The following is a 23,885-nucleotide window of genomic DNA, read 5'->3' as shown; positions in this document are numbered from 1 at the left end:
ACTAACACCTGAAGCTAGCGCGTCTACCAATTCCGCCACCTTCGCACAGTGCGAGCGATATCTATGTGGATTATGGTGCGAGGGGGGGGACTTGAACCCCCACGTCCGTAAGGACACTAACACCTGAAGCTAGCGCGTCTACCAATTCCGCCACCTTCGCATACCATCGACTCTATGAAAGAATCGTTACCACGGAGGCGCATTCTAGTGGTTTTACGCTGTGCGTCAATAGTTAATTGCTGAGGTTGTTATCGATCGCTGCAAAAATGGGCGTGCGAAAGCGGGGGCCGATGCGTTTAACCGCACCGGCTTTATTTCTGACTTATTTCTTGGCCTGGCGCGTCATGATCGCGCGATAAACCTTAAAGCGTCCGGTCTGGGCGATGACTTCGTGGAAACCAAAAGTCTCGTCGAGCACTTTCGGGTATGGCAGGAAGGCGTTGGCCACAATACGCAGTTCGCCGCCGCTGTTGAGATGACGCACTGCGCCACGGATCAGCGTCTGCGCTGCATCCAGGCTGGTTTGCAGACCGTCGTGGAACGGCGGGTTGGAAATAATCATGTCAAAACGACCGTTGATTTCCGAGAACACATTGCTGGCGAGAACTTCACCTTCAATGCCGTTCGCGGCAAGCGTGGCTTTACTGGCTTCCACCGCTGCGGCACCGACATCGCAAAGCGTCAGGCGTACTTTAGGCGAGTGGCTGGCAAGGGATACTGCCAACACGCCCGCGCCACAGCCCACGTCCAGTACTTTGCCTTTGGTGTGCGGCGTCAGGGTGGAGAGCAGCAGCTGGCTGCCAACGTCCAGACCGTCGCGGCTGAAGACGCCCGGCAGCGTTTTGATGGTCAGGGCGTCGTGGGTGTACTCGCCCCAGTATGCGTTCGCATCAAAGGTCGGCTGTTTTTCGAGGCGGCCATGATACAGCCCGCAGCGACGGGCGCTGTCAATCTTGTTCAGCGGGCAGTACTCTGCCAGCATCTGTTCGGCGCTGCGCACGCCGCTGCGGTTTTCACCCACCACAAATACATCGGTGCCAACGGGCAGCAGCGACAGAATATTCATTAACTGGAACTGCGCTTCTGGCTTGTTCTTCGGCCAGTAATAGATGAACGTATCGCAGTCGGCGACGTCAGCGGCTTCTGCGACCAGGCTATAGCGAACGTTATCGCCCATCTGACGACTCAGATCCTGCCAGTGGTGGAACTGCTGGGTATGTGCACGGCTGGCGGCAGATTCAAAGCTCGCAGGGAGTGTGTCCTGCATATCGCCGGCAAACAGAATACGGCTTTGTTCGAAATCATCACTGTGACGCAGCAAGACTTCACTTGCCGGAGAATAGGCGGACATGGTTGGCTCCTTTATAAATGACGGCGGCGATTATAGTGGTTTGTTGGCGCAAGTTCGACGAATTTGCTATATTTCCGCGCCTGACAGACAGGAGAATTGCGTCATGACATCCCGACGAGACTGGCAATTACAGCAACTGGGCATTACCCAGTGGTCGTTGCGTCGCCCCGGAGCGCTGCAGGGGGAAGTCGCCATTTCCGTTCCGCCGCATGTGCGCCTGGTCATGGTTGCTGAGACGCTGCCTGCGCTGGATGCCCCGCTGGTAGGCGATATCCTGCGAGCGCTAATGCTCCGGCCTGACGAAGTACTACAGCTGACGCCGGACCGAGCCGCGATGCTGCCGGCTGGCAGTAAAGCGAACAGCTGGCAGCTTGGCACTCCGACGTCTGTCCCGCTTGAGGGCGCGCAGGTCACCACACCTGCATACGATGAATTACAAGCCAGCGCCGCCGCGCGCGTGGCGTTATGGCAACAAATTTGCGCACATGAACATGATTTCTTCCCTCAGCCCGACTGATCTCCCCCGCGCCTGGCATATTGAGAAGCGGGCCCATGCTTTTCCGTGGAGTGAAAAGACCTTTGCCAGCAATCAGGGTGAGCGTTACTTCAACTGCAAACTTGAAGCAGAGGGTGAGATGGCGGCGTTTGCCATCACCCAGATTGTGCTGGACGAAGCGACCCTGTTTAACATTGCGGTCGACCCGGATTATCAGCGACGCGGTTTCGGACGTGCGTTGCTTGAGTACCTCATTGATGAGCTGGAAAAACGCGGCGTCGTGACGCTTTGGCTGGAGGTTCGTGCCTCTAATGCGCCTGCCATTGCACTGTATGAAAGCTTAGGTTTTAACGAAGCGACAATCCGCAAGAACTACTATCCCAGCGCAGAGGGACGCGAAGACGCCATTATTATGGCGCTGCCAATCAGTATGTAAGACAGAGAAGGTGATACGAATGAAGTGGGACTGGATTTTCTTTGATGCCGATGAAACGCTGTTCACGTTTGACTCTTTTACCGGCCTGCAGCGGATGTTTCTCGACTATAGCGTGACGTTTACCGCCGAAGATTTTCAGGACTATCAGGCTGTTAATAAACCGTTGTGGGTCGATTACCAGAACGGTGCCATCACCTCGCTGCAATTACAGCATCGCCGTTTTGACAGCTGGGCCGAGCGCCTTAGCGTGCCGCCGGGCGAGCTGAACGACGCCTTTATGAATGCCATGGCGGAAATCTGTGCGCCGCTGCCGGGGGCGGTTTCGCTGCTCGATGCGCTGCAGGGCAAGGTTAAAATGGGCATCATTACCAACGGGTTTACTTCGCTGCAGCAAATTCGTCTGGAGCGTACCGGGCTTCGCGATCATTTTGACCAGCTCATCATTTCAGAAGAAGTGGGCGTGGCAAAACCGGACTCCCGCATTTTTGACTATGCGCTGGAGAAAGCCGGGAACCCGGATCGTTCGCGCGTACTGATGGTTGGCGATACCGCCGAGTCTGATATTCTTGGTGGTATCAACGCCGGGCTCGCGACCTGCTGGCTGAACATGCATCAACGCGTGCTGCCGGAACATATTAAGCCGACGTGGACCGTCAACTCATTAAATGAACTGGAGCAGCTCCTGTGTAAACATTGATTGTCTGTCTTCCGCACTTGAGTAAAATAGCCGCATTTTCGATTCTCGTGCACGGCCCGTGGCCGTGCGCTTACACAGAAGATTTTAATTATGACGTTGTCTCCTTATCTGCAAGAGGTGGCCAAACGCCGCACTTTTGCCATTATTTCGCACCCGGATGCCGGTAAAACGACGATTACCGAAAAGGTACTGCTGTTCGGACAGGCGATTCAGACTGCCGGTACGGTAAAAGGCCGTGGCTCCAGCCAGCATGCCAAATCAGACTGGATGGAGATGGAAAAGCAGCGTGGTATCTCCATTACCACTTCCGTGATGCAGTTTCCGTATCACGATTGCCTGGTTAACCTGCTGGATACCCCGGGGCACGAAGACTTCTCCGAAGATACTTACCGTACTCTGACGGCGGTTGACTGCTGTCTGATGGTTATCGACGCCGCGAAAGGCGTTGAGGATCGAACCCGTAAGCTGATGGAAGTAACCCGTCTGCGCGATACGCCGATCCTGACTTTCATGAACAAACTTGACCGTGACATCCGCGATCCGATGGAAGTGCTGGATGAGGTTGAACGCGAGCTGAAGATTGGCTGTGCGCCAATCACCTGGCCAATTGGTTGCGGCAAGCTGTTCAAGGGCGTTTATCATCTCTACAAAGATGAAACCTATCTGTATCAGACCGGTAAAGGCCACACCATTCAGGAAGTGCGCATCGTTAAAGGTCTGAACAACCCGGATCTGGATGCGGCGGTGGGTGAAGACCTGGCGCAGCAGCTGCGTGACGAGCTTGAGCTGGTGCAGGGTGCTTCTAACGAATTCGATAAAGAGCTATTCCTGGCGGGCGAAATCACGCCGGTCTTCTTCGGTACTGCATTGGGCAACTTCGGTGTTGACCATATGCTGGACGGTCTCGTTGAGTGGGCGCCGGCGCCAATGCCGCGTCAAACCGATACTCGTCTGGTAGAAGCGCAGGATGAGAAATTCACCGGTTTCGTGTTTAAAATTCAGGCCAATATGGACCCGAAACACCGCGACCGCGTGGCGTTCATGCGCGTAGTGTCCGGGAAATATGAAAAGGGCATGAAGCTGCGTCAGGTGCGTATTGGTAAAGACGTGGTGATTTCTGACGCGCTGACCTTTATGGCGGGCGACCGTTCCCATGTGGAAGAAGCCTACCCGGGCGATATCATCGGTCTGCACAACCACGGCACCATCCAGATTGGGGATACCTTCACCCAGGGCGAGATGATGAAGTTCACCGGTATTCCGAACTTTGCCCCGGAACTGTTCCGCCGTATTCGCCTGAAAGATCCGTTGAAGCAAAAACAGCTGCTGAAAGGACTGGTGCAGCTCTCGGAAGAGGGCGCGGTGCAGGTGTTCCGCCCGATTGCCAACAACGATCTTATCGTGGGTGCGGTTGGGGTTCTGCAGTTTGACGTAGTCGTGGCACGACTCAAGAGCGAATATAACGTAGAAGCGATTTACGAATCGGTGAACGTAGCAACCGCGCGCTGGGTTGAGTCGGATGACGTTAAGAAATTTGAAGAGTTCAAGCGTAAGAACGAGATCCAGCTGGCGCTCGATGGCGGTGACAACCTGACGTATATCGCCCCGACGATGGTGAACCTCAACCTGACGCAGGAACGCTATCCGGAAGTGAAATTCCGTAAGACTCGCGAACACTAATCCTCTACCAGAGCACGGCAACTGCCGTGCTCTGTCTTTTTGCGCTCCACCCCACCTCGTGCAGATTGTTCTTAAACCCACACGCGTTACATCATTGTTGTCTATATTTAACATGGTGATGACAGATTTGTTGGTTTAATCCCCTGGGTAATAGGCCTTTAGTAGCGTCTTAAACCATCAAATTTTTTCATCGCCCGCTGAAACTGAACGGAGACGTTAACGCTTTGCTCTGCCACGTATTTTCTGCGTGCGGCGAGCCCAGGAATGGAGTGATGAAAATGAAAAAACAGACGATATCGAAAACCCTGCTTACCGTTATGTTTGGTGCCGTGATGGTCAGCGGTTCGGCCATGGCAGAATCGATGACGGATAAAGTGGAAACCACAGCCGATAGCACCGGAAACAAAATCGACAGCTCGATGAACAAGGTCGGTAATTTCATGGATGACAGTTCCATCACTGCCAAAGTGAAAGCGGCGCTGGTCGATAGCGACACCATTAAAAGTAATGATATTTCCGTGAAAACGGACGACAAGGTCGTGACGCTGAGCGGAATGGTGGATAGTCAGGCGCAGATTGACGGCGCTGTCGCACTCACCAAAAAGGTTGAGGGTGTGAAAAGCGTCAATAATGAGCTCAAGGTTAAATAACGTTGTTCTCAGAATGCGCTCCCCGGGCATTACGCCTGGGGCGCATGTACCACAAGAAGACGATAGTGGGTGACTAGCCTGAGCAATTATCACTGCTGTCGATATTAACTATGGTAAAGGAGAATCGTATGTTTCGTTGGGGCATAATATTTCTGGTTATTGCGTTGATTGCCGTCGCATTGGGCTTTGGTGGTCTGGCCGGTACCGCCGCAGGCGCGGCTAAAATCGTCTTTATCGTTGGTATCATCCTGTTCCTGATCAGTCTGTTTATGGGTCGTCGGCGTCCGTAGCGACCGTCATTTGCTGTAACATAAAGCCAGTCCTTGTGACTGGCTTTATTAGTTTGATGAATGTGTAATCTGCGTTATGGTGAATTGAGCACTGATAAAATAAGGATAAGAGAGTGGGGCAGCGAATTCCTGTGACACTTGGCACCATTGCGCCTTTAACCGTTCAACCTTTTCAGCCCGGGCCGATGGCGCTGGTGTGTGAGGGCGGCGGTCAACGTGGGATTTTCACCGCGGGCGTACTGGACGAATTTATGCGTGCACAGTTCAACCCCTTTAGCCTCTATTACGGTACTTCTGCCGGTGCGCAGAACCTCTCCGCTTATCTGTGTAATCAGCAGGGCTACGCCCGCAAAGTGATTTCGCGCTATACCACCTCGCGGCAGTTTTTCGACCCCATGCGTTTCGTGCGGGGAGGAAACCTTATCGATCTTGACTGGCTGCTTGAGGAAACCTCGCAGAAAATGCCGCTGGCGATGGACTACGCCTTCGATCAGTTCGCGTTGGGTAAGGCGTTCTATATGTGTGCCTGCCGTGGCGATGACTACTCGCCCAACTATTTTTCTCCCACCAATGATAACTGGCTGGATGTCATTCGGGCCTCCAGTGCAATCCCTGGGTTCTATCGAACGGGGGCGACGCTGGACGGCGTAAGCTATCTGGATGGCGGCGTTAGTGATGCCATTCCGGTGCAGGAAGCCGCGCGACATGGGGCGCAGACGATTGTGGTTATCCGCACCGTACCGTCGCAGACCTTCTATACGCCACAGTGGTTTAAGCGTATGGAGCGCTGGCTTGGGGAGGGCAGTCTGAAGCCGTTGGTGAACCTGGTGCATCAGCATGAGACGTCCTATCACGCTATCCAGAAATTTATTGAAAAGCCGCCCGGCAAGCTGCGCATTATCGAAATTTACCCGCCAAAACCGCTGCTGAGTATGGCGCTGGGCAGTCGTCAGCCCGCGTTACTGGCTGACTATAAAACGGGACGCCTGTGCGGACGTTACTTCCTTGCCACGGTGGGCAAACTGCTCACCGACAGGCCGCCGCTGCGCCGACACCGTTCGCGGGTTGTCGTGCCCGTCGTCCCTCCCGCTCCGGTAGCCAATGATGTGCACGATATTCCGCTGGTGGATGCACCACAGGCGAACGATGCCAGTTTCGATAAAGAGGATCTGGCGTGAGTTTTCGTTTTATTGATACCCATTGCCACTTTGATTTCCCCCCTTTTACGGGTAAAGAAGCGCAGAGTCTGCAGTTGGCAGCAGCAGCCGGAGTGGAGAGAATTATCGTCCCGGCGACCGGCTCCTCGCGCTTTGCCCGGGTGCTGCGGCTCGCCGCTGATTTCCCTCCGCTCTATGCGGCACTGGGCCTGCACCCAATGTTTATCGAAGAGCATAGTGAAGCCTGTCTTGAGGCGCTGGCAACGCAGCTGGCTTCGCGGCCAGAGAAGCTGGTGGCGGTTGGCGAGATTGGTCTCGATCTATACCGGGAAGATCCACAGTTTTCCCGCCAGCAGCAGGTGCTGGATGCTCAACTCAGACTGGCCAAACAGTTTGATTTGCCGGTGATACTGCATTCAAGGCGAACCCACGATAAGCTCGCGATGCAGCTGAAAAAGCATAATTTACCGCGTACCGGCGTGGTGCACGGTTTCGCCGGCAGTCTGCAACAGGCGGAGCGATTCATTCAGTTGGGTTATATGATTGGCGTCGGGGGCACCATAACCTATCCGCGGGCAAGTAAAACGCGTGAAGTGATGGCCGTGCTCCCGCTCGACAGTCTGTTGCTGGAAACCGATGCGCCGGACATGCCGCTCAATGGCTATCAGGGGCAGCCCAACCGCCCTGAACGTGTGGCCGATGTCTTTACGGTGCTTTGTGAGCTTCGCCCGGAGCCACCAGAGGTTATCGCCAACGCCCTGTTCGTTAATACGCAGCAACTTTTCTTTCGTTAAACGCGTTACAGATACAGCGCCGGGTGGATGAGACGAGTAATGCCTCTGGCTTCAAGGGCCCTGGCAAGCGCGTTGATATCGTCAGGACCGGCGCTGCGCCACTGTGCGGCCTCCCCGTAGACACCGTGGGCGTGGAAGGCGTTAAGGCGAACCGGTATGTCGCCCAGGCCAGCAATAAAAGTGCTCAGCGGCTCGATGGAAGAAAGGTAGTCGCTGTGCTGCGGGATCAGCAGCAGCCGTAGCTCGCTCAGCATCTGGTGTTCGGCCAGCCAGCGGATGCTCTCTTTTATCCGGCCGTTGTCGCGCCCGGTCAGCTCGCGATGCAACTCTCCTCCCCAGGCTTTAAGATCAACCATTACCCCATCGCATACCGGGCGGACTCTCTCCCAGCCGCTGATGTTCAGTTCGCCGTTGCTGTCAATCAGGCAGGTCAGGTGCTGCAGGGCTGGCGTCTGCTTCAGTTGACGAAACAGCGCCTCGATGAACGGCAGCTGGGTTGTTGCTTCACCGCCGCTGACGGTTACCCCTTCAATAAAGGGCGCGGCGGCGGCAATCTGGCTGATGACCTCTTCCACGCTCATCGTTTTTGCCATCGGTGTCGCTTGCTGCGGGCAGAGGCGCAGGCAGGTATCACACTGCTGGCACTCCCCTTCGTGCCAGTAAACGCGGCCAGCCTGGTAGCTCAGCGCTTCATGCGGGCAGTGCACGGCGCACTCCCCGCAGTCGTTGCAGCGGCCCATCGTCCACGGGTTGTGGCAATTTTTACAGCGCAGGTTACATCCCTGCAGGAACAGCGCCAGGCGGCTGCCCGGCCCGTCCACACAGGAGAACGGGATAACCTTACTGACTAAAGCGCATCTGCTGCTCATGGCTTATTACTCGTGGTTGGCGCTCGAGGATCCGCGTATTGCGTGCGGCTTCTTCTCCAAGCCAGGTGGTGTTGCTGCGCGATCCTTCTTCACGGTATTTCTCCAGATCCGACAGTCGCACCATATACCCGGTCACACGCACCAGATCGTTGCCACTGACGTTAGCGCTGAACTCGCGCATGCCGCTGGCGAAAGCGCCCAGGCAGAGCTGCATCACCGCCTGCGGGTTGCGTTTCACCGTTTCGTCGAGGGTCAGAATATCGCTGATCCCGGCCGGATAGAACGCGTGGTGTGGGGCGACGGTGCGCAGATGGGTAATAGGATCGGGTTCATCACCGTAAGGAAGACGTGCGCCCGGGGTGGTGCCCACGTCAGAACTGATGCCTGACTGCGCATGCAGCAGCGCGCGATTCTGCCAGCCGTATTTCACCGGAGTGGATTCAACAAAACGTGCCAGCTGTTCGCTGATGCGGTAACCCAGCGCATTGGCCTCTTCATCCTTGCCATAGCGGGCATGGTTACCGGCTTTTTCGCACAGCAGGTTAACGGCCTCAGCCAGCGCGTACATGCCAAACATTGGCACAAAGCGCTGCGGATCGATGAGCCCTTCGCTGACGAGGAAGCTGTTTTCAAAGAACCTGGATTGCTGATAGAGGAATTCGCAGCGGGCATCAATAATTGCGATTTGTTGCTGGCAGTAGTACGGAAGCGCCCGGGCAAAGAAGTCGTCAATTGATTCACTGCGCTCTGCAATCTGCTGCAGATTCAGACGAACCAGGGTGCTGCCACCGCCCGCCAGCGGCAGCGAGTTGTAACAACTCACCACACCATAGTGATTTTTTGTGAAAATTTTATCATTCACCGGACCGTTAGCAATGTGCGGTTTGCTACACTCACAGATGTTCTTAGCCACCTGAAGGAGCAAATCGTGCGGTGTGATTTCAGGGTCGTAGATAAAGGTCAGGTTCGGCGCCGTCTGCTTCAGCTCTGCATCAGCCCGCAGGATAGCGCGGGTGACCGGGGTATCCTCCGGCCCGATATTCACGTGCGTAAAGGCATCTGGCAGGGTTCTGTCGAGGTAGCGCCAGAAACGTTTTATTCGAATATCGATCTCTTCTTGTGTTAGAATTCTAACATATGGTTGCAACAGCTTATCGAGATGTCCCAGATACACGGGTAACGAGGTTACGGACGGTACGTGGTGATAAAGGATAGTCAGCAGCGATAGTGCATCGTCGAGATCCTCCGCCCCGGCAAGCTCCAGCCATTGTGAACCCTGAGCCAAAAAACGCGCGTAATCAGGCAGGACGTAGCGGGGTTTGAACGGTGCATGGCCTTCAAACATATCGCAGATAATCCCCTCGTCCAGCGCGGCGCGGGCCTCCGCTGGCAGCATCGGGTAAGGCAGTGCGTTTTCAGCCTCCAGCGCCAGAAAGTGACGCTTTTGTTCAGGCGACAGACGTGCGCTGGTCACAATCTGCTGGCAACGTTGTGAGAACGAAGGATCAACGGTAGTGGACATTCTTTCTTTCCTCAGGCGCTAAGCGATGAGGGCAGTGTAAGAAACGTCGCACGGCGCGATGTTGATCCTGACCCGCGGAGTGGCCGGTTTTTGTCCCGATATAGCGTGAAAATTTGATTAATGTCTCATTATGGTTATGCAAAATTGCATGCAGTTTTCATTAACTGTGATGGGTGTCGAAGTGTGAAGGCGGGTCAGTGTTACAATAGTCACAGACTCGCATGGTGAAATTTAAACCGGCATTATGCCGTCGGAGAATGTTATGACTGATTTAACTGCAAGCAGCCTGCGTGCGTTGAAACTGATGGACCTGACTACCCTGAATGAAGATGACACTGACGCGAAAGTTATCGCCCTGTGCCATCAGGCAAAAACGCCGGTGGGTAACACTGCAGCGGTCTGTATCTATCCGCGCTTTATTCCGATTGCACGTAAGACTCTGAACGAGCAGGGCACTCCGGACATCCGCATCGCGACCGTTACCAACTTCCCGCACGGTAACGACGACATCGATATCGCACTGGCCGAAACCCGCGCGGCCATCGCCTACGGCGCTGACGAAGTCGACGTGGTATTCCCATACCGCGCACTGATCGCCGGCAATGAGCAGGTGGGTTATGACCTGGTGAAAGCCTGCAAAGAAGCCTGCGCGGCGGCAAACGTGCTGCTTAAAGTGATCATCGAAACCGGCGAACTGAAAGAAGAGGCGCTGATTCGTCAGGCTTCCGCTATTTCCATCAAAGCGGGCGCAGACTTCATCAAGACCTCTACCGGTAAAGTTCCGGTTAACGCCACGCCGGAAAGCGCGCGCATCATGATGGAGGTTATCCGTGATATGGGCGTGCAGAAAACCGTTGGCTTCAAACCGGCTGGCGGCGTGCGTACTGCAGAAGACGCGCAGCAATTCCTCGCTATCGCCGACGAACTGTTTGGCGCTGACTGGGCCGATTCCCGCCACTACCGCTTTGGTGCATCCAGCCTGCTGGCAAGCCTGCTGAAGGCGCTGGGTCACGGCGACGGTAAGAGCGCAAGCAGCTACTAATTCTTTTCCTGCGGCGGTTCATCCGCCGCATTTAACCTGTGTCCTCGGGGGTTACCGTGTTTCTCGCACAAGAAATTATTCGTAAAAAACGTGATGGTCACGCCTTAAGTGATGAAGAGATCCGTTTCTTTATCAACGGCATTCGCGACAATACCATTTCGGAAGGGCAGATTGCCGCCCTGGCGATGACCATTTTCTTCCACGATATGTCGATGCCTGAGCGTGTTTCGTTGACCATGGCGATGCGAGATTCAGGAACCGTCCTTGACTGGAAAAGTTTGAATCTGAACGGCCCGATTGTGGATAAACACTCCACCGGCGGTGTAGGGGATGTGACCTCGCTGATGCTTGGCCCGATGGTGGCGGCATGCGGCGGCTATATTCCGATGATCTCCGGGCGTGGCCTGGGTCATACCGGCGGTACGCTCGATAAACTGGAAGCGATCCCGGGATTTGATATCTTCCCGAACGATCAGCGCTTCCGCGAAATTATTAAAGATGTTGGTGTGGCCATTATCGGCCAGACCAGCTCTCTGGCTCCGGCAGACAAGCGTTTCTATGCCACCCGTGATATTACCGCGACGGTCGATTCCATCCCGCTGATTACCGCATCCATTCTCGCCAAAAAGCTGGCGGAAGGGCTGGATGCGCTGGTGATGGATGTCAAAGTGGGCAGCGGCGCGTTTATGCCGACCTATGAACTCTCTGAAGCATTGGCCGAAGCTATCGTTGGCGTGGCCAACGGCGCCGGCGTGCGGACTACCGCGCTTCTGACTGATATGAATCAGGTGCTGGCTTCCAGCGCCGGTAACGCGGTGGAAGTACGTGAAGCGGTGCAGTTCCTCACCGGCGACTATCGCAACCCACGTCTGTTCGACGTGACCATGGCGCTGTGCGTGGAGATGCTGATTTCAGGCAAGCTTGCTAAAGACGATGCTGAAGCCCGTGCGAAACTGCAGGCGGTACTCGACAACGGCAAAGCCGCTGAGGTCTTTGGCCGTATGGTAGCCGCGCAAAAAGGCCCGACCGATTTCATTGAGAACTACGACCTTTATCTGCCGACGGCGACGCTCAGCAAAGCCGTCTACGCTGATACTGAAGGCTTCGTTTCCACGATGGATACGCGTGCGCTTGGCATGGCGGTAGTGTCGATGGGCGGCGGCCGTCGTCAGGCTTCTGACACCATCGACTACAGCGTTGGCTTTACCGAAATGGCTCGCCTGGGCGAGCATGTAGATGGACAACGACCACTCGCGGTCATTCATGCTAAAGATGAAACCAGCTGGCAGGAAGCCGCGAAAGCGGTGAAAGCGGCGGTAAGCATTGACGAAAAAGCACCGAAAGAAACACCAACGGTCTATCGTCGCATCACCGAATAGCGGTATACTGATCTGATCGCTTTTTTACAAAAGCACAAGGTACGGAGAACATATGAAACGTGCATTTATAATGGTGCTGGACTCCTTCGGCATCGGTGCAACAGAAGATGCGGATCGCTTTGGTGACGTGGGTTCCGATACCATGGGCCACATTGCAGAAGCTTGTGCAAAAGGTGAGGCTGACCACGGTCGCAAAGGCCCGCTGAACCTGCCAAATTTAACCCGTCTGGGCCTGGTGAAGGCACACGAAGGGTCTACCGGTAAAATTGCCGCCGGTATGGACGGTAACGCTGAAGTGGTCGGGGCTTACGCCTGGGCGCATGAACTCTCTTCCGGTAAAGATACCCCGTCAGGTCACTGGGAAATCGCGGGTGTTCCGGTTCTGTTCGACTGGGGCTATTTTTCCGATCATGACAACAGCTTCCCGCAGGAGCTGCTCGACAAGTTGGTTAAACGCGCCAACCTGCCGGGTTACCTCGGTAACTGCCACTCTTCCGGTACGGTGATTCTGGATGAGCTCGGCGAAGAGCATATGAAAACCGGCAAGCCGATTTTCTACACCTCTGCTGACTCCGTGTTCCAGATTGCCTGCCACGAAGAGACCTTTGGCCTCGACAAACTCTACGAGCTGTGTGAAATCGCCCGTGAAGAGCTGACCGAAGGCGGCTACAACATTGGCCGTGTCATCGCGCGTCCGTTTATTGGTGATAAAGCGGGTAACTTCCAGCGTACCGGTAACCGTCACGATCTGGCCGTTGAACCGCCAGCGCCAACCGTGCTGCAGAAGCTGGTTGAAGAAAAAGACGGTCACGTGGTTTCGGTCGGTAAGATTGCTGACATTTATGCGAACTGCGGTATCACGAAAAAGGTGAAAGCCACCGGTCTGGATGCGCTGTTCGATGCCACTATCAAAGAGATGAAAGAAGCCGGTGACAAGACTATCGTCTTCACTAACTTCGTCGACTTCGACTCCTCCTGGGGCCATCGCCGTGACGTTGCAGGCTATGCTGCCGGTCTCGAGCTGTTTGACCGCCGTCTGCCGGAGCTGATGGAGCTGGTGGGTGAAGATGACATTCTGATCCTCACCGCTGACCACGGCTGCGACCCGACCTGGACCGGTACCGACCACACTCGTGAGCACATTCCGGTGCTGGTGTACGGTCCGAAAGTGAAAGCGGGCTCGCTTGGCCACCGTGAAACCTTCGCGGATATCGGTCAGACGCTAGCGACTTACTTCGGTACGTCGCCAATGGCGTACGGTAAAAACATGCTGTGATTATTTGGGCGGGAGGAACCCCGCCCTTCATCTAATTAAAAATAAAGGAAATTACGATGGCAACCCCACACATTAATGCTGAAATGGGCGATTTCGCTGACGTTGTTTTGATGCCGGGCGACCCGCTGCGTGCGAAGCACATTGCAGAAACTTTCCTCGAAGACGTGCGTGAAGTGAACAACGTTCGCGGCATGCTGGGCTTCACCGGTACCTATAAAGGTCGCAAGATTTCCGTGATGGGCCACGGCATGGGTATCCCGTCCTGCTCCATCTACACTAAAGAGCTGATCACCGATTTCGGCGTGAAGAAAATCATTCGCGTGGGTTCCTGCGGCGCGGTTCGCATGGACGTTAAACTGCGCGACGTCGTGATCGGCATGGGTGCCTGCACCGATTCCAAAGTAAACCGTCTGCGTTTCAAAGACCACGATTTCGCAGCGATTGCTGACTTCGATATGGTGCGTAATGCGGTTGACGCAGCCAAAGCGCTGGGCGTTGACGCTCGCGTCGGTAACCTCTTCTCTGCCGATCTGTTCTATGCACCGGACGGTGGTGAGATGTTTGACGTGATGGAAAAATACGGCATCCTTGGCGTGGAAATGGAAGCGGCCGGTATCTACGGTGTTGCGGCTGAGTTCGGTGCGAAAGCGCTGACCATCTGCACCGTGTCTGACCACATCCGTACTCACGAGCAGACTTCTGCCGCTGAGCGTCAGACCACCTTCAATGACATGATCAAAATCGCGCTGGAATCCGTTCTGCTGGGCGATAAAGAGTAATACGTTTTCCAACCCTCTCCCTGCGGGAGAGGGTTGGGGTAAGGGCATCAGACCGCACTTACCGCACCGCGCTCGCCATCCACGCTGAAACTTCCCGCAGCTCGTTCTCCTGGTCCGGAAAATCCACTAACAGCGCTTCACACGCCTGCTGCAGCATATCGGCCCGATACAGACTGCCCTGCAACCGGTCGGCCAGCGCTTCCAGCGGGGCCGGATTCAGACTATCGGTAAATACCTGAATACGGGTAATGTGGCCTTTCTCTACGTCAAAATGCAGCTCCACGCCACCCCAGGTGAAGCGTTCATCCAGCAGGTGTGAGAAGGCAGGGGCCTGGCCAAAGTTCCACTCCCAGCTGCTCTGGCGGGCAAAGGTTTCGGCAAAATTCGGTAAGTCGGGAGCTTTATCCGGTGAGATAACTTCCGCTTCAACCCGCTCGCCGTAGTGGGTGAAGAACGCTTCCCGAATGGCGTCACAAATTTGCTCATGCGTGATGCCCGGCAGCAGCTCCGTCAGGTTCGCCACCCTTCCACGGACCGAAGTAATTCCTTTGGCCTGCAGCTTTTTCTTATCCGGATTGAGGTAGTTTGCCAGCCGGCTGAGATCGGCGTTCAGCAATAAGGTCCCGTGATGAAAACCGCGATCTTTGGTTTCGCGATAGGCCGAGCCGGAAACTTTACGATCCCCCTCTGCGGTTTTCACAATCAGATCGTTGCGCCCGGAGGCCTCTGCCGTGACGCCAAGTGCCTGCAGCGCATTCAGTACAATCGCGGTGGAGATGGTTTTGTCATACTCCGGTTTGCCCGCCATGAAGGTAAAGCAGGTATTGCCCAAATCGTGAAACACCGCGCCGCCGCCGCTGCTGCGTCGCGCCAGGCGTACGTTGTCATCTTCCATACGGCGGGTATTGCACTCTTTCCACGGGTTTTGCGCCCGGCCAATGACGACCGTATCGGCGTTACGCCAAAGGAACAGCACGCGCTGCGTGGCGGGCATCTGGCGGAAGATGCACTCTTCCACCGCCAGGTTGAACCAGGGATCGTGTGAATCGGAGATAAGCAAACGAAGTGTCGACATGATAGATTTCCTTTCTGCAACATGCCGCTAGTCTATCACTCCTGCTTCTTGTCGTTCTCATCCTCTTCGGGTACTGACTTGTTTGCGGTCAGTAAGAACGGTGACTGTTGCCAGCGCGTACGCTTGCCCTGCAGCAGGGTGCGGGTCAGAACCACCCCGATGGCGAGGGATAAAAGCAGCATCAGGCGTAAAATATTGGTGGTGTTATCCACCTGTCCGGCTTCGGTTGCCAGCGTATGGGTATCGAGCGTCAGACGCAGATAACCCAGCGGTTCATTCTTGCCCTGTACGGGCTCAACCACCTGCTGGTTGAAGTAACCACCGGCTTTTTTACCGTCCAGCGCCAGCCGGTCACGCACCGCCACGCTCTCACCGGCGCGGGCAATCAGGGAGCCCTGCTCATCGTAAACGCTGGCATCGAGGATCCGGCTGCCTTTAGTCAGCCGGGTGAGCATTTGGGTAATGCGTTTTTCATCCGGCGTTTCGGTGCGCATCAGCGGCACGAGATTGACCGTGACCTGCTGGGCGAGGGTGCGCGCGAGCTCTTCAAGCTGCGGATTACGTTGCCGCTGGTGATTCTGACTGAACCAGGAGGCACCCTGCATCAGCGCCACCAGAAGGGCGAGGCAGATCAAAACTATCCCTGCGCGATGTAATCGAAACTTAAGTTTTGCGCGAACCATATTTCACCTTTGAAAATTTATCGCTTAATGTTGCCATAGGCGCTGGTTACAAGGTAGCCTCGTGCGTTATTTTCCTTACCTGTTTGATGATACGTGGAGCTGTGATGCCGAACAGTTTGACCTGGTGCGATCTCTCTGAAGATGTTTCCTTGTGGCCGGGCTTACCGCTCTCACTTAGCGGTGACGAAGTGATGCCGCTGGATTACCACGCTGGCCGTAGCGGGTGGCTGCTGTATGGCCGCGGCCTTGATAAAACGCGTCTGACCGCCTGGCAGCGCGAGCTAGGCGCAGCGCTGGTGATTGTCGCCGCCTGGAGCGTGGAGGATTATCAGGTGATCCGCCTTGCGGGGTCGCTGACGCCGCGCGCAACCCGTCTGGCACATGATGCCGGAATGGACGTTGCGCCGCTGGGTAAAATTCCGCATCTCAAGAGCCCTGGTCTGCTGGTCATGGATATGGACTCCACGGCGATTCAGATCGAATGTATTGATGAAATAGCCAAACTCGCCGGTACGGGTGAAATGGTCGCTGAAGTAACCGAACGCGCGATGCGCGGCGAACTGGATTTCACCGCCAGCCTGCGCTCCCGGGTGGCAACCCTGAAAGGGGCCGATGCGGGAATTTTGCGGCAGGTTCGCGATGAGCTACCGCTGATGCCAGGGCTGACGCAGCTGGTGCTGAAGCTGGACGCGCTGGGCTGGAAGGTGGCGATTGCCTCCGGTGGCTTTACTTTCTTTGCTGAGTATCTGCGCGACAAGCTGCGTCTGACCACGGTGGTGGCCAACGAGCTTGAGATCCGCGACGGCAAGCTGACCGGGAACGTCATCGGCGATATCGTCGATGCACAATACAAAGCTAACACCCTTAAGCGTCTGGCGGAGAAGTATGAAATTCCAGCCGCACAAACCGTGGCGATTGGCGATGGTGCTAACGATCTGCCGATGATCAAAGTGGCCGGTCTCGGCATCGCTTATCATGCCAAACCCAAAGTGAATGAACAGACTGAAGTCACAATCCGTCATGCCGACCTGATGGGGGTGTTCTGCATCCTGAGCGGCAGCATGAATCAAAAGTAAGAGGTTAATGTGGCAAAAGCACCTAAACGCGCCTTTGTATGTAATGAATGCGGCGCGGATTATCCGCGCTGGCAGGGGCAGTGTAGTGCCTGTCACGCCTGGAACACCATCACCGAAATGCGCATTGCCGCATCGCCAACGGTGGCGCGCAACGAAAGGCTGAGCGGCTATGCGGGGAACGCAGGCGGCTCAAAAGTGCAGAAGCTCTCTGACATCAGCCTCGAAGATCTGCCGCGTTTTTCCACCGGGTTTAAAGAGTTCGACCGTGTGCTGGGCGGCGGCGTTGTGCCAGGCAGCGCCATTCTTATCGGCGGTAACCCTGGAGCCGGGAAATCGACACTGCTTCTGCAGACGCTGTGCCGACTGGCCGAGCAGATGAAAACGCTGTACGTCACGGGTGAAGAGTCGCTGCAACAGGTTGCGATGCGTGCACACCGCCTCGGGCTGCCGACGGCAAACCTTAATATGCTGTCGGAAACCAGCATCGAACAAATCTGCCAGATTGCCGAAGAAGAGCAACCTAAGCTGATGGTTATCGATTCCATCCAGGTGATGCATATGGCGGATATTCAGTCTTCACCGGGCAGCGTTGCCCAGGTGCGTGAAACTGCGGCCTATCTGACGCGCTTTGCGAAGACCCGTGGGGTTGCCATCGTGATGGTGGGACACGTAACCAAAGACGGTTCTCTGGCGGGGCCGAAGGTGCTTGAGCACTGTATCGACTGCTCGGTGCTGCTCGATGGCGATGCCGATTCCCGCTTCCGTACGCTGCGTAGCCATAAAAACCGTTTTGGAGCGGTGAATGAACTTGGCGTATTTGCCATGACGGAACAGGGGCTGCGCGAAGTCAGTAACCCGTCGGCGATTTTCCTTAGCCGCGGCGATGAGGTCACCTCCGGTAGCTCAGTGATGGTGGTCTGGGAAGGTACGCGACCGCTGCTGGTAGAGATTCAGGCGCTGGTCGACCAATCAATGATGGCGAATCCTCGCCGCGTCGCGGTGGGGCTTGAGCAAAACCGACTGGCCATCCTGCTTGCCGTGTTGCACCGCCACGGCGGGTTGCAGATGGCGGATCAGGACGTGTTCGTCAACGTGGTCGGTGGGGTGAAGGTGACAGAAACCAGCGCTGACCTGGCGCTGCTGCTGGCGATGGTTTCGAGCCTGCGTGACCGCCCGCTGCCGCAGGATCTGGTGGTCTTTGGCGAAGTGGGGCTGGCAGGGGAGATCCGCCCGGTGCCCAGCGGTCAGGAGCGTATCTCTGAGGCGGCGAAACATGGTTTCCGCCGGGCGATTGTTCCCGCAGCAAACGTACCGAAAAAAGTCCCGGAAGGCATGCAGGTGTTTCCGGTGAAGAAACTGACGGATGCGCTAAGTGTCTTTGACGACTTATAATTACGTATTCGATTTTGCAGGAGGCACTAAGCGCTATGTCATCATTTGATTATCTGAAAACCGCGATTCGTCAGAAAGGCTGCACTTTGCAGCAGGTGGCTGACGCCAGCGGGATGACGAAAGGCTATCTGAGCCAGCTGCTGAATGCCAAAATCAAAAGCCCCAGCGCGCAGAAGCTGGAGGCGTTGCATCGCTTCCTCGGACTTGAGTTTCCCCGTCAGCAGAAGAACGTTGGCGTGGTGTTCGGCAAGTTTTATCCACTGCACACCGGGCATATCTACCTGATCCAGCGCGCCTGTAGCCAGGTGGACGAGCTGCATATCATCATGGGTTACGATGAAACCCGCGACCGGGCGCTGTTTGAAGAGAGCGCCATGTCGCAGCAGCCGACCGTGTCAGACCGCCTGCGCTGGCTGCTACAGACGTTTAAATACCAGAAGAACATTCGCATTCATGCCTTCAATGAAGAGGGAATGGAGCCTTATCCTCACGGCTGGGATGTCTGGAGTCGCGGCACCAAAGCGTTTCTGGAGGAGAAAGGGATCGAGCCAAACTGGATCTACACCTCTGAAGAGGCCGATGCACCGCAATATCTCGAGCATCTGGGGATTGAAACGGTACTCATCGATCCGAAGCGCACCTTTATGAGCATCAGCGGCGGGCAGATCCGTGAGAATCCGTTCCGTTACTGGGAGTATATCCCAACCGAGGTTAAACCGTTTTTCGTGCGAACTGTTGCCGTGCTGGGCGGCGAGTCGAGCGGTAAATCAACGCTGGTGAACAAGCTTGCCAATATCTTCAACACCACCAGTGCCTGGGAATATGGCCGTGACTACGTCTTTTCGCATCTCGGCGGGGATGAAATGGCGTTGCAGTATTCTGATTACGACAAAATCGCCCTCGGCCAGGCGCAGTACATTGATTTTGCGGTGAAGTACGCCAACAAAGTTGCGTTTATCGATACCGATTTCGTTACCACTCAGGCGTTTTGTAAAAAGTACGAGGGTCGTGAGCACCCGTTTGTGCAGGCGCTTATCGACGAATATCGCTTCGATCTGGTTATCCTTCTGGAAAACAACACCCCGTGGGTGGCGGATGGACTACGCAGTCTCGGAAGTTCTGTCGATCGCAAAGAGTTTCAGACGCTGTTGGTGGAGATGCTCCAGGAGAACAACATCAGTTTTGCGCACGTTGAAGAGCCCGATTATGACGGACGATTCCTGCGCTGCGTGGAGTTGGTGAAAGAGATGATGGGCGAGCAGGGCTAAAACTAACATGCCGGATGGCGCTGCGCTTATCCGGCCTACGATTCTGCACTACCCCGTAGGCCGGATAGGGCGGTTACGCCGCCATCCGGCATTAAGTTTTATTTACTTAGCGATACGCTTGTACTTGATACGCTTCGGCTCCAGCGCATCGGCGCCGAGGGTGCGTTTCTTGTACTCTTCGTATTCGGTGAAGTTACCTTCGAAGAACTCGACTTTACCTTCATCCTGGTAGTCCAGAATGTGGGTCGCGATACGGTCGAGGAACCAACGGTCGTGCGAGATAACCATCGCGCAGCCCGGGAACTCCAGCAGGGCGTTTTCCAGCGCGCGCAGGGTTTCGATATCCAGGTCGTTGGTCGGTTCATCGAGCAGCAGAACGTTACCGCCCACCTGCAGCAGTTTCGCCAGATGCAGACGACCGCGCTCACCACCGGACAGTTCGCCAACGCGTTTACCCTGATCAACCCCTTTAAAGTTAAAGCGGCCGACGTAGGCGCGGCTTGGCATTTCGGTGTTGCCGATCTTCATGATATCCAGCCCGCCGGAGACTTCTTCCCAGACGGTTTTGCTGTTATCCATGCTGTCACGGAACTGGTCAACGGAAGCCAGCTTCACGGTCTCGCCCAGGGTGATGCTACCGCTGTCAGGCTGTTCCTGACCGGACATCATACGGAACAGGGTAGATTTACCCGCGCCGTTCGCACCGATGATCCCAACGATCGCCCCCTTCGGAACCGAGAAGCTGAGATCGTCGATCAGGACGCGATCGCCGTAGGACTTACGCAGATTGCTGACTTCAACGACTTTATCGCCCAGACGTGCTCCAGGTGGAATAAACAGTTCGTTGGTTTCGTTACGTTTCTGGTATTCGGTGTTGTTAAGCTCTTCAAAGCGAGCCAGACGCGCCTTACCTTTGGACTGACGGCCTTTCGCACCCTGACGAACCCACTCCAGTTCTTTCTCAATGGATTTACGGCGAGCTGCTTCCTGAGAGGCTTCCTGCGCCAGACGCTGATCTTTCTGCTCAAGCCAGGAGGAGTAGTTACCTTCCCACGGAATACCTTCACCGCGGTCGAGCTCAAGGATCCAGCCAGCAACGTTATCGAGGAAGTAACGGTCGTGGGTAATCGCCACAACGGTGCCTTCGAAGTCGTGCAGGAAGCGTTCCAGCCACGCTACGGATTCAGCATCCAGGTGGTTAGTCGGTTCGTCGAGCAGCAGCATGTCTGGTTTTTCCAGCAGCAGACGGCACAGCGCGACGCGGCGGCGCTCACCACCGGACAGGGTTGCGATCTTTGCATCCCACTCTGGCAGACGCAGGGCATCGGCCGCGCGCTCCAGCTGTACGTTCAGGTTGTGACCGTCGTGCGCCTGGATAATCTCTTCGAACTTACCTTGCTGTGCAGCGAGCTTGTCGAAATCAGCATCCGGCTCAGCGTACTTCGCGTAAACCTCGTCCAGACCTTTCAGCGCGCTTACCACTTCCGCAACCGCTTCTTCTACGGATTCACGAACGGTATGCTCTGGGTTCAGCTGAGGTTCCTGCGGCAGGTAGCCGATTTTGATGCCTGGCTGCGGGCGGGCTTCGCCTTCGATGTCGGTATCAATACCGGCCATGATGCGCAGCAGGGTGGATTTACCCGCACCGTTCAGGCCGAGTACACCGATTTTTGCGCCAGGGAAGAAGCTCAGCGAAATATTTTTCAGAATATGACGTTTCGGCGGAACCACTTTGCCGACACGATGCATGGTATAAACGAATTGAGCCACGTTGGACTTCGCCTCTTTTATCGTGATGAATAGTTTTCAAGGGCGAAGTGTAGCCTTTTTCGCGCGCTAATCCCAGCCGACAAAAAGGTAAATAAATGTCCGGAACGTGGCGCATTTGGCAATGTCTGATTAGCATAAAGTGATTGAGTGGCATGATGCCGCGAACCAGAAATAAATAATGAGGAAGAGCTTGTGGAAAGAGCCAAAAATACGGCGTGGCGCCTGCTGGCTGCCGGCGTCTGCCTGCTGACCGTCAATCACCTTGCTTACGCCGACTCCCTGGACGAACAGCGTAGCCGCTACTCGCAGATTAAGCAGGCCTGGGACAACCGCCAGATGGACGTGGTTGATCAACTGATGCCGACCCTGAAAGACTATCCCCTGTACCCTTACCTGGAATATCGCCAGCTTACCGATGACCTGATGAATGAGCCGACGCTCACCGTCACCAATTTTGTGCGCGCTAACCCCACGTTACCTCCGGCAAGAACGTTGCAAAACCGCTTCGTCAATGAGCTGGCTCGCCGTGAAGACTGGCGCGGGCTGCTGGCTTTCAGCCCGGAGAAACCTACCGCCACCGAAGCGCAGTGTAATTACTACTATGCCAAATACAGCGTCGGACAAACTGCAGAAGCCTGGGCCGGAGCCAAAGATCTGTGGCTGACCGGCAAAAGCCAGCCGAACGCCTGCGATCCGCTATTTAGCGCCTGGCGATCGTCGGGGGCCCAGGATCCGCTGGCTTATCTTGAACGCATTCGCCTTGCCATGCAGGCCGGGAATACCGGACTTGTGAAAACGCTGGCCGCGCAGATGCCGGGCAACTACCAGACTATCGCCTCAGCGGTGAGCGCGCTTGCGGATAATCCGCAGAACGTGATGACCTTTGCCCGTACCACCGGCGCCACCGATTTCACGCGTCAGATGGCGGCGGTCGCTTTCGCCAGCATCGCCCGTCAGGACGCTGAGAATGCCCGCCTGATGATCCCATCACTGGTGCAGGCGCAGCAGTTAACGGAAGAGCAGACCCAGGAGCTGCGTGATATCGTCGCCTGGCGTCTGATGGGCACCGACGTGACCGATGAACAGGCTCGCTGGCGCGATGATGCCGTTATGCGTTCCCAGTCGACATCACTCGTTGAGCGCCGTGTCCGTATGGCGCTCGGAGCCGGCGATCGCCGTGGCCTGAACACCTGGCTTGCGCGTCTGCCGATGGAGGCGAAAGAGAAAGACGAATGGCGTTACTGGCAGGCAGACCTGCTGATGGAGCGCGGACGTGAGGATGAAGCGAAGAGTATTTTGCGATCGCTTATGCAGCAGCGCGGCTTTTACCCGATGGTAGCCGCCCAGCGCCTGGGGGAAGAGTATCCGCTGCAGGTTCAGAAAGCAGAAGGCAGCCTCCCTTCAGCGCTTGCTGATGGTCCGGAAATGGCGCGTGTGCGTGAGCTGATGTACTGGAATCTGGATAACACCGCGCGCAGTGAATGGGCGAACCTGGTCACCAGTCGGAGTAAAAACGAACAGGCGCAGCTGGCGCGCTACGCTTACGATCGTGACTGGTGGGATCTCAGCGTGCAGGCCACCATCGCCGGTAAGCTTTGGGATAATCTTCAGGAGCGCTTCCCACTGGCCTATAAAAATCTCTTTGCCCGCTACACCAGCGGAAAAGACATTTCGCAGAGCTATGCCATGGCGATTGCGCGCCAGGAAAGTGCCTGGAACCCGAAGGTACGATCGCCGGTGGGCGCTTCGGGCCTGATGCAAATCATGCCGGGCACCGCGACGCATACGGTAAAAATGTTCAATATTCCGGGCTACAGCAACCAGGGCCAGTTGCTCGATCCTGAAACCAATATCAACATTGGTACCAGCTACCTGCAGTATGTTTATCAGCAGTTTGGTGATAACCGCATCTATGCTTCAGCGGCCTATAACGCGGGCCCTGGCCGGGTACGCACCTGGCAGGGGAACAGCGCCGGGCGTATCGATGCCGTCGCGTTTGTTGAAAGTATTCCATTCTCCGAAACCCGCAGCTACGTGAAGAACGTGCTGGCCTACGATGCTTATTACCGTTATTTCATGGGCGAAAAGGCGCAGGTGATGAGCGACGGCGAATGGCGTCAGCGTTACTGATTGGCGTGGTTTATGTTATGCTTGTACTCGTTGAAGAGTACGAAAAGCGGGCAGCTCAGGCTGCCTGCCATAA

The 23,885-nt window shown here is 55.7% G+C and carries 21 protein-coding genes, 1 tRNA gene and 1 pseudogene; 16 read left to right on the top strand and 7 right to left on the bottom strand.

All coding sequences use genetic code 11. The features are described 5' to 3' along the window. Positions 1–73: 73 nt before the first annotated feature. Positions 74–160 (bottom strand) — tRNA-Leu (locus GYRE_RS01125). Positions 161–322: 162 nt separating this feature from the next. Further along, positions 323–1,351: a 16S rRNA (guanine(1207)-N(2))-methyltransferase RsmC gene (gene rsmC, locus GYRE_RS01120; RefSeq protein ID WP_038252309.1), complete on the bottom strand. Its 1,029-nt coding sequence runs from the start codon at positions 1,349–1,351 to the stop codon at positions 323–325. Between the two features lie 103 nt (positions 1,352–1,454). On the opposite strand from rsmC, the gene GYRE_RS01115 reads away from it, so the two are divergent. The 8 genes and pseudogenes from GYRE_RS01115 (at position 1,455) to GYRE_RS01085 (ending at position 7,551) form a co-directional block, all read left to right on the top strand. Then, a complete protein-coding gene (locus tag GYRE_RS01115; RefSeq protein WP_038252308.1) occupies positions 1,455–1,868 on the top strand; it encodes a DNA polymerase III subunit psi in 414 nt (137 codons plus the stop codon). After that, positions 1,837–2,283: a ribosomal protein S18-alanine N-acetyltransferase gene (gene rimI, locus GYRE_RS01110; RefSeq protein ID WP_038252307.1), complete on the top strand. Its 447-nt coding sequence runs from the start codon at positions 1,837–1,839 to the stop codon at positions 2,281–2,283. The genes GYRE_RS01115 and rimI overlap by 32 nt, the downstream gene beginning before the upstream one ends. A 19-nt stretch (positions 2,284–2,302) precedes the next feature. Continuing rightward, positions 2,303–2,980, top strand: coding sequence for a pyrimidine 5'-nucleotidase (gene yjjG, locus GYRE_RS01105; RefSeq protein ID WP_038252301.1), 678 nt, complete (start codon positions 2,303–2,305; stop codon positions 2,978–2,980). Between the two features lie 90 nt (positions 2,981–3,070). Continuing rightward, on the top strand, positions 3,071–4,660 hold the full coding sequence (gene prfC / locus GYRE_RS01100) for a peptide chain release factor 3 (RefSeq protein ID WP_006817030.1): 1,590 nt from the start codon (positions 3,071–3,073) through the stop codon (positions 4,658–4,660). Between the two features lie 272 nt (positions 4,661–4,932). Then, positions 4,933–5,307 (top strand): annotated as a pseudogene (locus tag GYRE_RS01095) (BON domain-containing protein); the annotation flags it as partial. Between the two features lie 131 nt (positions 5,308–5,438). After that, on the top strand, positions 5,439–5,600 hold the full coding sequence (locus GYRE_RS23345; protein WP_072009023.1) for a DUF1328 domain-containing protein: 162 nt from the start codon (positions 5,439–5,441) through the stop codon (positions 5,598–5,600). 113 nt (positions 5,601–5,713) lie between these two features. Next, complete coding sequence (locus GYRE_RS01090) at positions 5,714–6,778, top strand: patatin-like phospholipase family protein (protein WP_038252300.1); 1,065 nt, start codon at positions 5,714–5,716, stop codon at positions 6,776–6,778. After that, complete coding sequence (locus GYRE_RS01085; RefSeq protein WP_038252298.1) at positions 6,775–7,551, top strand: TatD family hydrolase; 777 nt, start codon at positions 6,775–6,777, stop codon at positions 7,549–7,551. Before GYRE_RS01090 ends, GYRE_RS01085 begins: the two co-directional genes overlap by 4 nt. A 5-nt stretch (positions 7,552–7,556) precedes the next feature. Here GYRE_RS01085 and GYRE_RS01080 read toward each other — a convergent pair whose 3' ends face one another. Continuing rightward, on the bottom strand, positions 7,557–8,420 hold the full coding sequence (locus GYRE_RS01080; RefSeq protein WP_038252294.1) for a YjjW family glycine radical enzyme activase: 864 nt from the start codon (positions 8,418–8,420) through the stop codon (positions 7,557–7,559). Continuing rightward, positions 8,392–9,942: a YjjI family glycine radical enzyme gene (locus GYRE_RS01075; RefSeq protein WP_038252291.1), complete on the bottom strand. Its 1,551-nt coding sequence runs from the start codon at positions 9,940–9,942 to the stop codon at positions 8,392–8,394. Before GYRE_RS01075 ends, GYRE_RS01080 begins: the two co-directional genes overlap by 29 nt. 262 nt (positions 9,943–10,204) lie before the next feature. On the opposite strand from GYRE_RS01075, the gene deoC reads away from it, so the two are divergent. Genes deoC through deoD form a run of 4 tightly spaced genes read left to right on the top strand, consistent with a single transcriptional unit; the run spans position 10,205 to position 14,418 of the window. Further along, on the top strand, positions 10,205–10,984 hold the full coding sequence (gene deoC / locus GYRE_RS01070) for a deoxyribose-phosphate aldolase (RefSeq protein ID WP_209319579.1): 780 nt from the start codon (positions 10,205–10,207) through the stop codon (positions 10,982–10,984). Positions 10,985–11,040: 56 nt separating this feature from the next. Further along, the gene (gene deoA, locus GYRE_RS01065) at positions 11,041–12,363 is read left to right on the top strand and encodes a thymidine phosphorylase (RefSeq protein WP_081874612.1); all 1,323 of its coding nucleotides are present in this window, start codon (positions 11,041–11,043) and stop codon (positions 12,361–12,363) included. Between the two features lie 52 nt (positions 12,364–12,415). Further along, a complete protein-coding gene (gene deoB / locus GYRE_RS01060) occupies positions 12,416–13,639 on the top strand; it encodes a phosphopentomutase (protein ID WP_006817040.1) in 1,224 nt (407 codons plus the stop codon). 56 nt (positions 13,640–13,695) lie between these two features. Beyond that, positions 13,696–14,418 (top strand): purine-nucleoside phosphorylase, encoded by a 723-nt coding sequence (gene deoD / locus GYRE_RS01055; RefSeq protein ID WP_006817041.1) that lies wholly within the window; start codon positions 13,696–13,698, stop codon positions 14,416–14,418. Between the two features lie 58 nt (positions 14,419–14,476). Here the strand turns inward: deoD and lplA are convergent, their stop codons facing one another. Beyond that, positions 14,477–15,493, bottom strand: coding sequence for a lipoate--protein ligase (gene lplA / locus GYRE_RS01050; protein ID WP_006817042.1), 1,017 nt, complete (start codon positions 15,491–15,493; stop codon positions 14,477–14,479). A 35-nt stretch (positions 15,494–15,528) separates the two neighbouring features. Beyond that, a complete protein-coding gene (locus GYRE_RS01045; RefSeq protein WP_006817043.1) occupies positions 15,529–16,176 on the bottom strand; it encodes a YtjB family periplasmic protein in 648 nt (215 codons plus the stop codon). Between the two features lie 104 nt (positions 16,177–16,280). Between GYRE_RS01045 and serB the strand changes: the two genes are divergently transcribed. From serB to nadR, 3 genes are read left to right on the top strand one after another with little or no spacing between them, the layout of a single operon-like run. Beyond that, on the top strand, positions 16,281–17,252 hold the full coding sequence (gene serB, locus GYRE_RS01040) for a phosphoserine phosphatase (protein ID WP_038252284.1): 972 nt from the start codon (positions 16,281–16,283) through the stop codon (positions 17,250–17,252). A 9-nt stretch (positions 17,253–17,261) separates the two neighbouring features. Then, positions 17,262–18,644: a DNA repair protein RadA gene (gene radA, locus GYRE_RS01035; RefSeq protein ID WP_038252276.1), complete on the top strand. Its 1,383-nt coding sequence runs from the start codon at positions 17,262–17,264 to the stop codon at positions 18,642–18,644. 35 nt (positions 18,645–18,679) lie between these two features. Continuing rightward, positions 18,680–19,912, top strand: coding sequence for a multifunctional transcriptional regulator/nicotinamide-nucleotide adenylyltransferase/ribosylnicotinamide kinase NadR (nadR, locus tag GYRE_RS01030; RefSeq protein WP_006817046.1), 1,233 nt, complete (start codon positions 18,680–18,682; stop codon positions 19,910–19,912). Positions 19,913–20,014: 102 nt separating this feature from the next. Here the strand turns inward: nadR and ettA are convergent, their stop codons facing one another. Further along, positions 20,015–21,682 (bottom strand): energy-dependent translational throttle protein EttA, encoded by a 1,668-nt coding sequence (gene ettA / locus GYRE_RS01025; RefSeq protein WP_038252272.1) that lies wholly within the window; start codon positions 21,680–21,682, stop codon positions 20,015–20,017. Between the two features lie 192 nt (positions 21,683–21,874). On the opposite strand from ettA, the gene sltY reads away from it, so the two are divergent. Further along, entirely contained in the window at positions 21,875–23,812 is a 1,938-nt protein-coding gene (gene sltY / locus GYRE_RS01020) for a murein transglycosylase (RefSeq protein ID WP_038252269.1), read from the top strand. Positions 23,813–23,885: the final 73 nt, after the last annotated feature.

Source organism: Yokenella regensburgei ATCC 49455 (assembly GCF_000735455.1).
GTDB lineage: Bacteria > Pseudomonadota > Gammaproteobacteria > Enterobacterales > Enterobacteriaceae > Yokenella > Yokenella regensburgei.
The sequence above is the reverse complement of the archived record's forward strand: the minus strand, read 5'-3'. Positions and strand labels throughout refer to the sequence as shown.